Source organism: Streptosporangium sp. NBC_01755, from assembly GCF_035917995.1.
Taxonomy (GTDB): Bacteria; Actinomycetota; Actinomycetes; order Streptosporangiales; family Streptosporangiaceae; genus Streptosporangium.
Map to the genome: position 1 here is coordinate 6,031,422 of NZ_CP109131.1, position 13,339 is coordinate 6,044,760.

Consider the following 13,339-nt stretch of genomic DNA (forward strand, 5'->3'; position numbering starts at 1 on the left):
GCGATGACGACCACCGACGAGACCCAGATGGCCGAGGTCCAGCCGGCCCCGGCTCAGACGACCCGCCCCGCGGGCCGTCCCCGCAGCGCCAGGGCGGAGAAGGCCATCATCGACGCGACCCTGGATCTGATCGGGGAGAGCATCGGCCTCTCCGAACTGTCGATCGAGGGCATCGCAGCTCGCGCGGGGGTCGGCAAGACCACCATCTACCGACGCTGGTCCAACAAGGAGGACCTGCTCGTCGACGCGCTGGCGACCCTCAAGAGGCCGTTTCCCGCACCGGAGGGCGTCTCGGTCCGTGAGGATCTGATCACCTACATGCGAGTCTTCCAGCGCGACGCGTGCGACGCGCGCAGCCGCTGCGTGATGAACATCGCGATGAACGAGGCCGAGCGGCACCCGCGTCTGGTGGAGCGCATCCGCCAGGCGACTATCGAGCCGCGCAGGGCGGCGATCGCCGCCCTGCTGCGGCGCGGCATCGCCACCGGCGAACTCCGGGCCGACCTCGACGTTCGCATCGCGATGGCGACCCTGGTCGGCACCGTCATGTGGTACATCCGCACCGAGGGCGAGGGCGGCGAACTCTCCCCCGACCTGACCGAACAGATCGTCGACCACCTCCTGGCAGGCCTCGGCCCCGGCTGAAACTCCTCTGCGTCCACGAGGGGGCTCTCTGTGACCCTGAGATCCGTCGCTCTCTCAACGGGGCCGCGATCGAGAGATCGCAGCTGTTCTGGTCCGATGACGCCGGACATGCCTCCTCACCTCGGCCCCGGAACCCCGGAAAATTCTCGATCTAACCCGTTTTACTCTCGTGGCGAGCGTGACCACATTGGCCTATCGCACCTGACCCGCGACCCGGCGCCGCGATGTGAACCTCAGCGCGAACCGATAGGAATCCCCAGCTTGCCGACCCTACGAGTGTCGTGGTGAGGCCCCCCGTACGCGGTGCACCGGGAGCCTCGCGCGTGCTCGTCAGTGGTCGAACTCGCCGAGCTTGACGCCGCCGACGAAGGCGTCCCATTCGGACTGGGTGAAGAACAGTTTGGGGCCTTCGGGATTCTTGGAGTCGCGGATCACGTGCAGGGGGCCGAGATCCGCCTTGTGGTCCGTGCCGGAGACGTCCACGACGGCCACCTCGACGCAGTCACTGCCGCTGGAACCACTAAGAGAGGATTTGTGCCAGGTCGCGCCGGTCAGGTCTGCTGCCATTCCTTTACCACCTTCGCTAAGAGGTCAACGCTGGTCCGCACGGGCAGGGCTTCCGAGCGGATCGCTTCGTAACGTTTGCAGATCGCCGTTACGTCCCGCGGGTGGTCTGTGACGTGTCCTGCGGCGGCGGATTCCACGAATACACTATCCGGGCTGCCCTCGGCACTGGCAATGAGGAATCCTCCTTCCAAGCCCACAATCGCTCTACTGGGGCCATCCAGTCCTCTGGGGACGACTTGTACAGAGATGTGATTATTCTCTGTCGCGGTGATCAGTGCAGCGATTTGGTCGCGCATGACCTCTGGCCCGCCTATACGGAGGTGTAGAGCCTCTTCGCCGATCACCGCCCAGAGCAGTAACGGATTTTCTCTCCTCAGTACCTTCTGGCGGTCCAAACGTCCGGTGACGAGTTCCTCGACCCGCTCGGCGGTTACCCCCGGCTCGGCGCTGAGGATCGCGCGGGCGTAGTCGGCGGTCTGCAGCAGTCCGGGAACCAGAAGCGGCTGCCAGGTCCGTAATGCATGGGCATGGAGTTCGATCTCCAACCAGGGTTGGAATTGCGTGGAGTAGGCGGTATTGGCCAGCAGCGGCCAGATCCGCATGAGCAGTCCGCCACTGTTGAGCCTCTCGTCGCAACGTCTGGTGAAGTCGCGGGACGGGTTGCGTTTCCCGGTCTCCACCATGCTGACCAGCGCGGTCGAGTAGGAGATCTCCTGGGCGAGCTGTTCCTGTGTCAGCTCGGCCTGCTCGCGCAGGCGGCGTAGCTCCATGGCGAAGAAGGCGAGTGGGCTGGACGCGCTGTCGAGCTCACGCGAAGGGGGCATCGCGGACTCCTGTCTCCCGCTGTCTGCTGTAGTTGAATCACTACTCAAAGTAGTTGTCGGTCGCCCCGACCGGAAGCTTCCCTCGGAACTCATTGAATTGACTTCCGATTTGTCTGCTAACTGTTTTCGCTGTTTTCTTCACACTCTCGGTTGTAGGGAAGTCGGGGTAACATGTTGAGGCTTTGTTATCCCAGCGTCTCTATCCGAGGAGACCAGGCGAAATGGTGGAGTTTGTCGGCATTGATCCGGCGGGGGCGCGACGCCTGATCACCGCCATGGGCGATGCCGCGCAACGGGGCCGGGTGTTGAGACCCTCGCTGGCCGCCTCCATCGCCGAAGCGGGCATCAACTGGCCGGCAGGTCCCGGTGCGGAGGTACTGGACAACGTCGGACGGTTTCTCGACGAGGCGCAGCGGGACCTGACCTGGCGGACCCAGACGATCGAGCGCGTCGAGGACACAGCACCGAAAAGCGGCCTCAAAACTGCCGAATTCGCTTTCGGTGACGCCACCACGTCCCAGCAAGCCGGGGCACTCGCCGGAAAACAGACCCTGGCGGCATGGCACGACTATCTGAAGGATCCCAGCGTTCAGAACTGGGCGATGGTCCAGGCGGCGCTCCGGGAGGGGCAGGGCAAGACCATCGACGCCGCCTACTCGACGGGGCTGCTGACAACGCTTGGCAGCGCCACCTTCGGAGCGATCTTCGCCGCCGTGAGCTCGCGGAACCAGAACGACCCGCGCGGTTACAGCCCCGGGAACCTGAAGAAGGCGGGCAAGGATCTGAAACCGCTGGCCGAGGCGTTCGCCTCGGCGGATGCGGCAGGTACCCTTCCCCGAGGTCTGCGCGACCACGCCCTGGGTGGCCTCCCCGTAGGCGACATGGCGGCACTGCTCGGCCTGGCCCGACAGTCGCGCGAGTTCGTCCTCGCGGCCGGCGCCAAGCTGCTCCAGTACAGCGGCTCACGCGTGTCGGGAAAGGATTGGAACATCTACTGGCTGGCCAAGGCGCTGAGCCAGGATGTGGGAGCGACCCAGCGATTTCTGGTCTCAGCTGAGAACGCGACGTTGCTGTTACGGCCCGAGGTGGTCAACGGTCTCGAAGGCACGGACTTCGAGCAACTACTCGCCACCGCTCTGGACGGGGCACTGGCTCCGGGGGCGGGAGACACGACCCTCCGCCGTGACTCCTGGCTCAACATCATCGATCTCTACAGCAGGAGGAACTTCTGGCCTGCGCTGTCCGCCCCGTCTCCGGTCGGCCAGATACTCGCCACACACATCTCACAGTACTTTCCCGAACTTATCGCGGTCTGGAATCAAGAAGATGATGTTGTAGATGCCGCTGCAGGTAAAGAGTGGAAAGGTGTTGACTCTGGAAGAATCGCCAGTTTTTTTGGAGGGTTATTGCAGAGTCCTGGAGCGCTGGTGCCGCTTAAGAACGGCTACGGTAAGTTTCTATGGAGCCTTGACCTGGGTAAAGAGCATCCTTTTGGTGATGCCTCGACGGAGGGTGCTCGACAGGAACAGCGTGATCGCTTCTATAGAAAAGCGGTGACATCGGGGGCCTTAGCGTCGATGTTGTTCAGTGGACTACACGCGGCTGATCTTTCCGCAGATGAAACCGATAAGATCATTACAGAGCTTCTGGTGCTTCCGCTGGATATTCTCACTGCAGGGGTCGGTGGTAAATTCATTAATGGCGTAGTACGTGATACATCATTCGGCAAGGCGCTCGATATAACTCAGAAGAATCCTTTGAAAGATTTCATCGAGGACTTCTTCGACGATACGAGAGCGGGGGATGCCTCGGACTTTTTCGACGCCCTCGTTGACGCTCAAGTATCCGCTTTCAATGTTTCTCGCCAATTCCATGGGAATCCGGCTATCGGCGATTCCGACCTAGGTCAGCTCAGGGCAGTGTTCTCTGGTCAGTTGACCCCGGTCTTGAAGTCCGCGCTCAAAGCACGTGGGGGGTAGTGATAATGGAGCCGACTGAGTTGATGCGCCAGGCTGAGGCGAAGGAAATGCTGGCTGACAGGTTTGATGGCTATATGAAGAATCTTGAAATGCTTCTTGATCGCATCAAGACCAGTTCGGTTGGTGACGGTCGGATTTGGGCGGGCCCTGCTGCTCAACGTTTTGACGATGACCTTGTTCGAAAGCGGTCAGAGATCGCTCGCCTCACCGATCAATGTCAGAGTGCCGCACGCAATCTACGGCAGAACGCGTTACAGCTCCGGGAGCGGGCTCACCTATTGAAGACCTCGCTCTAATGGGCTGGGCGCTGATAAGCAGTCGGTCTTTCCGATGATTTCTATATTAGGCTTGGAGGCTTGTACGAGAACAATAAGGGTGATTCCTGGATCGTTCTTTCGAAGTATTCCCACGCTTCGGCCGGGCTGTGCCCAGCTGGAATTTCGATCTATTTCGTAGCCGATCTCTTTTATCTTGTCACGTAAAGGTCGTCCAAACAGGTCGGCTCGCTCGGCAGGTGTGGACTGAATGTCTTCGCCGAAATCGCCGCTGATTTGATACAGGCGAAGCGCGGTATCGCTCTTTGAGCAGTTTGAGAAATCATCGTTCCCCTTGCCGGTCCTGTCGACCGTTTTCTTGTTTGTCGTCGGATAGAAGGGTTCGAGCTTCTTCATGTCCTGGGCCAGCACCTGGGCGGCCTCGTCGAGGGTGGGGCTGCTGTTTGTGCAGCCGGCCACCAGTAGAAGTAACAGAACGCATCCCGCGACATGACGCACCCTGTCGACTGTACTGATCATTCTCCTGGCAGGGGAGTGTGATACCCAGAAACGTTCCCAGACCTCGTCAGCTCTTCTCGCGCCAGCGGTTGGTGATGGGCAGGCGGCGGTCGCGGCCGAAGTTCTTGGGGGTGATCTTGGGGCCCGGGGGATACTGGCGGCGCTTGTACTCGGCCAGGTCGACCAGGCGGATCACCCGGGCGACCAGTGCGGGATCGTGTCCGGCGGCGATCAGCTCGGCCGAGCCCATGTCCTTCTCGACGTAGTCGTCCAGCAGCCGGTCCAGGACCTCGTACTCGGGAAGGGAGTCGGTGTCGCGCTGGTCGGGGCGGAGTTCCGCGCTGGGTTCCTTCTCGATCGAGTTCTCCGGGATCGGCGGCACCGCGAACCCGTGCAGGAACTCGCCCGAGCGGCCCGCCTGGGCGTTGCGCCAGCGCGACAGCTCCCAGACCAGGGTCTTGAGCACGTCCTTGATGGGCGCGAAGCCGCCCGCGGAGTCGCCGTAGAGGGTGGAGTAGCCGGTGGCCAGTTCGCTCTTGTTGCCGGTGGTGAGGACGAGATGGCCGTGCTGGTTGGACAGGCTCATCAGGAGCATGCCGCGCACCCGGGCCTGGAGGTTCTCCGCGGCCAGGCCGGAGAGCTCGATCTCCTTCTCGAAGCCGCTGACGATGTCGGCGATCGGCACGGTCCTGGCGTTGATCCCCTGCCGGTCGACCAGCTCCTGAGCATCGCTCAGCGAGTGGTCGGAGGAGTAGCGGGAGGGCATCAGCACCGCGTGCACCCGGTCGGGTCCGAGGGCGTCGGAGGCGATCGTGGCGGTCAGCGCAGAGTCGATGCCGCCGGACAGGCCCAGGATGACCGACCCGAAGCCGTTCTTGGCGACGTAGTCACGGACCGCGAGGACCAGCGCCGAGTAGATCTCGGCGGTGTCGTCGAGGTGCTCGGAGATCGTGGGGGGCTCCGGCTCGTACGGCTCCAGGGGGCGAAGCGACAGCTCCAGACGCTCCACCGTGATCACGCTGTTGTCTCCGGCGTCCACCTGGAACTCCCCGAGCCCCCCGTATCTGGCCTCGGGCAGCTCCAGGTCGGTGACCAGCAGCTCCTCGGAGAAGCGCGCCGCGCGCGCGATGAGCTCGCCGGAGGCGGAGACGATGAGCGAGTCACCGTCGAAGACCAGCTCGTCCTGGCCGCCGACCTGGTTGACGTAGGCGAGGGCGCAACCGGCCTCGCGGGCGCGCCTGGCCACCAGCGCCAGCCGCACGTCGTCCTTCTCCTTCTCGTACGGCGAGGCGTTCGGCACCACCAGCAGCCCGGCCCCGGCCTCGGCCGCCACCGCGACGGGGCCGCCCTCCTGCCAGAGGTCCTCGCAGACCGCGATCGCCACGTCGACGCCGTGCAGCCGGAAGATCGGCAGCCGGTCGCCGCGGACGAAGTAGCGGTACTCGTCGAAGACGCCGTAGTTGGGCAGGTGGTGCTTGGCGGTCTTGACGACCACCCGGCCCCGGTGCAGCAGCGCCGCCGCGTCGAGCGGTGCGCCCTTGGGCTGACCGACGCGCGGGGCGAGCCTCGCGCGGTCCACGTAGCCGACGACCACCGGGGTCTCGCCGAGTCCCGCCTCGTCCAGCCGCCGCGCGGCCTCCTCGATCGCGGAGATCGACGCCTCCACGAACGAGGTACGCAGCACCAGGTCCTCGACGGGATAACCGGTCAGGAACATCTCGGTGAAGACGACCAGGTGCGCGCCGCGGTCTGCGGCGCGCCGGGTCCACTCGACGAGCCTGTCGGTGTTGGCGGCCAGGTCACCGACGGCGGGGTTGCTCTGGGCCAGGGCGATACGGAGTTGAGCCACGCGCCCATCCTATTGGGACGTGCCCGGGGATCAGCGGAGAGATGTCAGTCGAGGATGCCGAGCAGCCCGAGGTTCCTCGCCCTCGCGGGCTCGGTCACCCGCTGGAGCTCCCTGCCCGAGTGGGAGAGGATCACGATCGTGTTGGCGGTCGTGCCCTTGACGCGGACCGCCAGGCGGCCGTCGCGCAGGTAACGCGCGCCCAGTAGCCGCCCCTTGACCGGGATGGTGATCTTCGCCCCGGTCTTGGTGTCGTAGATCGACGGGGAGAACGACAGGGGCCAGGAACCGTCACCGCCCGGGGCGTTCGCGCCGATGGCGTTGACCACCACCCTGCGGCTGTCGGGCGACAGGCTCTCCACGTGGTTGGCGAGCTTGATACCGGGAGTGCGGTTGGATCTGCGCCATCTGGTGTCCAGGAAGTAGACGCCGTTGACGTCGCCCGCGTACCCGGCGAGAGTCCTGCCATCGGCCGACCAGGTCAGGTGACAGGGGCCGAGGGTCTTGCCGGCGTTGAACCAGTCCTTGCCGTCGGTGCCGGCCACGGCCACGGTCGTGGCCGTGGCCGTGGCCGTGCCGCGCACCGGATAGGCGATCCGCTTGCCGTCGGCGGTCCAGGCGGGGGTCAGGCAGGGACTGCCGTAGGCGGCGTTCTTGGCGATCACCTTGTCCCCGGTGGCCGACTTGACGTGCAGCCTGCTCTTGTCGTCGATCCAGGCGACCTTGCCGCCGTCGGGTGCGACCGCGAACTGGCCGGAGAACGCCCCGTCTCCGGCGGTCAGGCGACTCCAGCCTCCCCGGTGGGTCAGCACCTCGACCCCGCTGCCGCCGTGGCGGAAGTAGACGGCGCCCGCCACGGGAGCCGCCGGGGATGAGGTCGTCCGAGGTGATGCCGTCGCGGGGGCGGTGACTCCGGTGGACCCGGCGAGCGCGGGAGCAGCGGTGGCAGACACGGCGAACGCGGCGCCGACGGCCAGTGCCCAGTACTTCAAGAAGATCTCCTCGGGTCAATTCTCTAACGGAGTTAGAGCCCCGAGAGGGGTAAAAGGTTTACAGGTGGCCGGCTGCGATCGGCAGCACGGCTTCCACGACCGTGCCGCCGCCGGGGGCCGCCCCGATCACGCAGGTCCCGCCCAGTTCGGCGGCGCGCTCGCGCATGGAGAGCATCCCGACCCCCGAGCGGGGGCCGGTGGGCAGCCCGTGCCCGTCGTCCTGGACACGCACCACCAGCGCCTCACCGAGTCGCAGCGAGATGACCGCGGAGCTGGCCTTAGCGTGCTTGCGGACGTTGGTGAGCCCCTCCTGTGCGATGCGGTAGGCGGCCACCTCGGCCGCCGCGGGCAGGTCGGAAAGGTTGCCCTCGGTCTCCACGGCGACCTGCGGCGTGCCCTCCTGGACGAGGGCCCGTACGGCCCCCGCCAGGCCCAGCTCGTCGAGGGTGGGCGGTCGCAGGCCGTACACCAGTTCCCTGATCTCCTCGCTGACCGTGTCCATGCCGTCGCGCAGCTCCGCCAGGAGCCGGTCGGCGGAGTCGGGGGCGGTGCGCAGGCTGATCCTGGCCATGTTGATGGCCATCGCCATGTCGGTCAGCGCGTGGCCGAGCCCGTCGTGCAGGTCCCTGCGCAGGCGGCGGCGCTCCTCCTCGCGGGCGGTGAGGATGCGCTCCCGGGAGTGCTGCAGGTCGGCGGTCATCCGCACCGCGTGCACCACGTCGGCCACGTACGGCGCGGTCACCGCGATCAGGCGATCGTTGTGCGCCGCGGCGAACCTGCGGGGGCCGGGGGAGCCCAGCAGCAGCAGCCCGACCGGCTCGCCGTGCCAGACCAGCGGTACGCCGCGTGGCGCCGTGCCCAGCAGGCCGACCTGTACCTGCCTGGCGCCGGGCTCGTACACCTCGACCGCGACCCCGGTGACGCTCAGCCCGTCCTTGACCACCGCGGCGACGGCGGCGAGCGCGTTGGTCGGCTCGGTCTCGCGGACCTCCCTGGCCAGGCGCGCGGCGAGCGCCCGCGGGTCGCCGTGCGTGCCGTACATGAGCCGGTCCACCAGGCCCCTGAGCCTGTGCCGGAGCGGATGGAAGATCACTCCGGCGAGCAGGGCCGCCACCAGGCCGCTGATCCGGTCATATCCCGACAGGGCCAGTCCGGCGACCGCGCCGACCGCGTAGATGACGCTGACCGCGGCGATCAGCCCGGCGGCGACGAAGGCGCGGCTGACCACGGTGTCGATGCCGTAGAGCCGGTAGCGCAGCACCGAGAAGGCGATGGCCACGGGGACCAGCCCGGCCCAGATCATGGAGGCCAGCAACCAGTCGGGTCCGGCGAGCAGGCAGGCGACGTGGACGGCGAACGCGAACAGCGGCCAGGCGATCTGGCGGCGCAGCACGGGGTCGGCCCGCCGGAAACGCAGCACCAGGGAGACCAGCGCCAGGACCACGAGGGCCAAGATCAGGAAAGAGGTCGCCTGGCGTGCCGCCAGGTTGTAGGGAGCCAGGACATCCACTGCGAGCGGGTTGGGGATGATCCGCGGCCAGGGGTAGCTCGCCGGGTCCGGTGCCGGACGGATGAGGTTGAGCAGTGTGTCCGTCACCAACACGAGCACGGCGACCACCAGCACCGGCCGCCAGCGCCGTGAGGGCAGCCGGCCGTCGGGGGAGTAGAGCGGGAGCAGGACCGCCAGCATGAACGCACCCGTTCTTCCCGCGATCATGAACCAGCGGAGGTAGCCGGCGCCGGCCAGGTCGCCCGCCGCCGCGAGGGTGAACATGGCCGACGAGGAGAAGAAGTTGACAGCGCACATCAGGCCGCCCACGCACATCAGCCATGCCGTGGCCGGACGCGAGCGATGGGCCAGCAGGAAGGCACCCACCACGGGAAACATCAGCCCCGTTGCCAACTGGGACACGATGGTCGGTTCCGGCTGCCAGTCGGGCGGCAGATCGAGGTGGAGTACCACCCCGCCCGCGATAAGCCCAACGGAGAGGACGGCCATCGCCACGGCGGCGAGCCGCCGTGGCGAGCGCAGCAGGGCGCGCGCGAGCGGAACGGCGGGCTCGATGGGGAGGCCCGCGGTCACGGTGAGCGCGTCGACGGCCCGCCTGGGCACGCCGCCGACGCCGTCGAGCACCCGGCCGTGCTCCCGTGCCCGCGGGTGCATCGCTATCTGCCCACGTCGCCGGGGTTGACCAGCCCGGACTCGTACGCGGTGACGACGAGCTGGGCACGGTCGAACAGCCCGAGGTGGTCCAGCAGCTTGACCACCGACTGCGAGACCGAGTGCTCGGAGACCGCCAGGGTCGCCGCGATCTGCCGGTTGGTCAGCCCTCTGGCGACCAGCTTCATCAGGTCGAGGTCCGCGTCGCCGAGACCGGCCAGGCCGGGCGGCGCGGACGGGTTGGTGCGCCCGGCGAAGGCCGCGATCAGGCGGGTGGTGACGGCGGGATCGATCAGCGCGTCCCCTGCCTGCGCGGCTCGTATGGCGGTGATGAGCTGCTCGGGCGCCGACGTCTTGAGGACGAACCCGCTCACCCCCGCGCGCAGTGCCGCGTAGAGGTTGTCGTCCGTGCCGAAGGTGGTCATCATGACGACCTTCGGCGGTGTCTCGTCGGCCAGAATCCGCCGCGCGGCGGTCAGCCCGTCCAGCCTGGGCATCTGGATGTCCATCAGCACCAGGTCCGGAGCGGTCTCCCGGACCACGGCGATCGCCTGCTCGCCGTTCTCCGCCTCCCCGACGATCTCGAAGCCGGGCTCGCTGTCCAGTACCACGCGCAGGCCGGTGCGGACCAGTGCCTGGTCGTCCACCACCACGATCCGTAGCCCGGGCAGCGCCCGTGCCCGCTCTTCGGTGGTCGTCGCGCGCGGCGCCGCCGGTTCCGCCGCACGCGTGGCGACCGGCTCCGCGGGCGGGTCGAGGTGAACGGCCTGGGCCAGCATGTCGGACTCCAGGCGCTGCAGGGCGGCGCCGAGGTCGAGGCCGAGCTCGTCGCGGAGCATCCCCCTGGCCCGCCGGAGCGCTCCCAGCGCGTCCCCCTGCCTGCCGTTGCGGTACAGGGCCAGCGCGAGCAGCCGCCAGGCCTCCTCCCGCAGCGGGTGCGCCGAGGCGTGCGCCTCCAGGTCGGCGACCAGGGCGCCGGAGTGGCCGAGGAGGAGTCCCGCGTCGGCACGGCGTTCGACCGCGATCAGCCGCAGCTCCTCCAACCGGCCCGCCTCGGTCACCGCCCACGGCAGGTCGGAGAACTCGGCCAGGGCCGGACCCCGCCAGAGCGCGAGGGCGGCCTCCAGGCGATCCCACACCTCGGCGGGCTCGCCACCGGTCTTGACCGCGTTTTCGAACGTCCAGGTGTCCACCTGGTCCGCGGAGGCGCGCAGCGCGTACCCCGGCGGGGCGGAGACCAGCACCTCGGCCTCCTCCCGCGGCGCGCGGCCGGGTTCCAGGGCGCGCCGCAGCCGCGACACGTATCCCTGGATGGTCGACAGGGCTTGGGCGGGAGGCTCGCCAGGCCACAGCTCGTCGATGAGCATGGCGACCGGGACGGCGCGGCCACCGGCTACGAGGAGCCGGGCCAGCACCGCCATCTGGCGCTGGCCGCCGAGATCGAGCAGCGTGCCGTTGTGGCGCGCCTGGAACGGTCCGAGAGCACGAAATGTCAGCATTGCAGGCGCAAGGCTAGAGCTACCTGGGCCAACGTCATAGGGCAATACTCACCATCGTTCGCAGGCTGTAAGAAATCATCGGTGGTCAGATCTCCACATTCAAGTTCACCGGAAGTACGGCTTCGACCATGGTGCCCCCTTCGGGAGGTGTCGTGATCATGCATGTCCCACCGAGTTCGGCGGCTCGCTCGCGCATCGACGCCAGCCCGATCCCCGAGCGATGCTCCGCGGGGACGCCGACCCCGTCGTCGTGCACCCGGATGCTCAAGGAGTCCTCGCCGCGTTCCAGCGACAACCGCACCGTCGTGGCGCCGGCGTGCTTGCGGGTGTTGGTCAGCGCCTCCTGCGCGATCCGGTACGCCGCCACCTCGATGGCGGCAGGCAGCCCCGTCGGCTCGCCCCTGACCTCCACGGTGACGCCGGGGCCCGCCATCTCCGCCACCGCCCCGGCCAGGCCCAGCTCATCCAGGGCGGGCGGTCGCAGGCCGTACACCAGGTGTCTGATGTCGCTGGTGACGCTGTCCATCCCGGAGCGCAGCTCGCCGAGCATGCGCTCGGCCGTCTCGGGGGAGACGCGCAGGGAGTGCCTGGCCATGTTGATGGACATCGCCATCCCGCTGAGTGACTGGCCGAGACCGTCGTGCAGGTCGCGGCGGAGGCGGCGGCGCTCCTCCTCGCGGGTGGTGACGATCCGCTCCCGGGAACGTTGCAGCGCGCCGACCAGCCGGACCGCGTGGGCCGCGTCCGCCACGTACGGTGTGAGCGCGGCGATGACCCGTTCATTGTGCGTGGCCGGCAGGCGCCTGGCCCCCGGTGGGCCGATGAGCAGGCGGCCGACGGGCTCGCCGTGCCACACGAGCCGGATGTCGCGCGCCACCTCCTCCAGCGTCCCCGCCGTCGCATCCTTGGGCCGGCCGCCGGAGAAGCGCACGCCCGTACCGGTGACCGCCAGACCGTCGCGCAGCACCTCCAGTGCGGCGGCCAGCCCGCCCGCGGGATCGGTACGCTGCAGCCTGCGCCCGAGTTCGGCGGCCAGCGCCACCGGGTCGCCCTTGCTGCCGTAGAGCAGGCGGTCGGCGCCACGCTGGAGCACCCGCCGTATCGGGTGGAAGAACGCCCCCGCGCAGAGCGCGGCGATCAGGCCGCCGATCCGGTCCACGTCCGACAGGAACAGGCTGGAGGCGGTGCCCACCGCCACGTACACCCCGCCGATCACGCCGACCAGGCCCGCGCCGACCAGCGCCCTGGTGATGAGCGTGTCGATCCCGTAGAGGTGGTACCGCAGCACCGAGAAGGTGATCGCGATCGGGACCAGCGGGATCGTGAACGACGCCAGCCACCACACCGGGTTGCCGAACACCCAGGGAAGGATCACGGTGGCGATCGCGACCAGCGGCCACAGGATCTGCCTGCGCTCCTCCGGGCCCGCCCCCCGGAACCGCGCGGCCAGTGAGGCGAAGGCCAGGAGCATCACCGTGTTGGTGAGCATGTCCAGGAAGAACCTGAGGGGGGACGTGCCCTCCCGTCCGGGCAGGGACATGAAATCCGTGACGAGCACGTCGGCCGCCAGGACGGCGGCCGAGCCCCAGAGCAGCGGCCGCCAGCGCGGGGAGGGCAGTCTGCCGTCCGGGTAGAGCAGCGGCAGCAGCACGGCCAGGAACAGGATGGTCAGTCTCCAGCTCACCCCGGCGACGGTCCAGATCGCCTCGGGCGCGACAGCCCACTTCCGTATCGCGTTCAGCAGAACGAGGTTCGCCGTGAGGCTGTTCAACGCGGAGAACAGCCCGCCCAGGCAGAGTAGCCAACCGATGACCAGCCGGGGCCGCTGGAACACCAGCAGCACCCCGAGGACGGGGAACGCGGTGCCGGCCACGTCCTCCGGCGCGAACGGCAGCGGCGTGTAGGAGGGCTGTTGGAGCTGCGCCGTGACCCAGACGTTGACGCACACCATCGCGATGGACACGCTGGCGGCCAGCATCGCCGCGACCCGCCTCTGGATGGGCGTCACCCTTGGGATCGGCAGGTTCAGCCCGCGCATGAGAGTCCAGGCCCT

10 protein-coding genes are annotated in these 13,339 nt (G+C 67.8%); 2 read left to right on the forward strand and 8 right to left on the reverse strand.

Annotated features, from left to right (window positions below; translation table 11 throughout):
• The first annotated feature begins 3 nt into the window (after positions 1-3).
• Entirely contained in the window at positions 4-645 is a 642-nt protein-coding gene (locus OG884_RS28710; RefSeq protein ID WP_326637988.1) for a TetR/AcrR family transcriptional regulator, read from the forward strand.
• A 330-nt stretch (positions 646-975) separates the two neighbouring features.
• On the opposite strand, the gene OG884_RS28715 is transcribed toward OG884_RS28710, so the two are convergent.
• Both OG884_RS28715 and OG884_RS28720 read right to left on the reverse strand, forming a co-directional pair.
• Positions 976-1,212: a DUF397 domain-containing protein gene (locus OG884_RS28715; RefSeq protein WP_326637990.1), complete on the reverse strand. Its 237-nt coding sequence runs from the start codon at positions 1,210-1,212 to the stop codon at positions 976-978.
• Complete coding sequence (locus OG884_RS28720; protein ID WP_326637991.1) at positions 1,197-2,036, reverse strand: helix-turn-helix domain-containing protein; 840 nt, start codon at positions 2,034-2,036, stop codon at positions 1,197-1,199. Before OG884_RS28720 ends, OG884_RS28715 begins: the two co-directional genes overlap by 16 nt.
• Positions 2,037-2,257: 221 nt before the next feature.
• Here OG884_RS28720 and OG884_RS28725 point away from each other — a divergent pair, with 221 nt between their 5' ends.
• Positions 2,258-4,015 carry a hypothetical protein gene (locus tag OG884_RS28725; protein WP_326637993.1) on the forward strand — a complete coding sequence of 586 codons (1,758 nt, stop codon included), beginning with the start codon at positions 2,258-2,260 and terminating at the stop codon, positions 4,013-4,015.
• 275 nt (positions 4,016-4,290) lie between these two features.
• Here OG884_RS28725 and OG884_RS28730 read toward each other — a convergent pair whose 3' ends face one another.
• The 6 genes from OG884_RS28730 to OG884_RS28755 all read right to left on the reverse strand — a co-directional run bounded on the left by OG884_RS28730 (position 4,291) and on the right by OG884_RS28755 (position 13,294).
• A complete protein-coding gene (locus OG884_RS28730) occupies positions 4,291-4,788 on the reverse strand; it encodes a hypothetical protein (RefSeq protein WP_326637995.1) in 498 nt (165 codons plus the stop codon).
• Positions 4,789-4,855: 67 nt separating this feature from the next.
• Complete coding sequence (locus OG884_RS28735) at positions 4,856-6,637, reverse strand: NAD+ synthase (protein WP_326637997.1); 1,782 nt, start codon at positions 6,635-6,637, stop codon at positions 4,856-4,858.
• 44 nt (positions 6,638-6,681) lie between these two features.
• Positions 6,682-7,626, reverse strand: a complete 945-nt coding sequence (locus OG884_RS28740) for a hypothetical protein (protein ID WP_326637999.1) — start codon at positions 7,624-7,626, stop codon at positions 6,682-6,684.
• Between the two features lie 58 nt (positions 7,627-7,684).
• On the reverse strand, positions 7,685-9,790 hold the full coding sequence (locus OG884_RS28745) for a sensor histidine kinase (protein ID WP_326638001.1): 2,106 nt from the start codon (positions 9,788-9,790) through the stop codon (positions 7,685-7,687).
• Positions 9,791-9,792: 2 nt separating this feature from the next.
• Entirely contained in the window at positions 9,793-11,286 is a 1,494-nt protein-coding gene (locus OG884_RS28750) for a BTAD domain-containing putative transcriptional regulator (protein WP_326638003.1), read from the reverse strand.
• A gap of 85 nt (positions 11,287-11,371) precedes the next feature.
• Entirely contained in the window at positions 11,372-13,294 is a 1,923-nt protein-coding gene (locus tag OG884_RS28755) for a sensor histidine kinase (RefSeq protein WP_326638005.1), read from the reverse strand.
• Between the last annotated feature and the right edge of the window lie 45 nt (positions 13,295-13,339).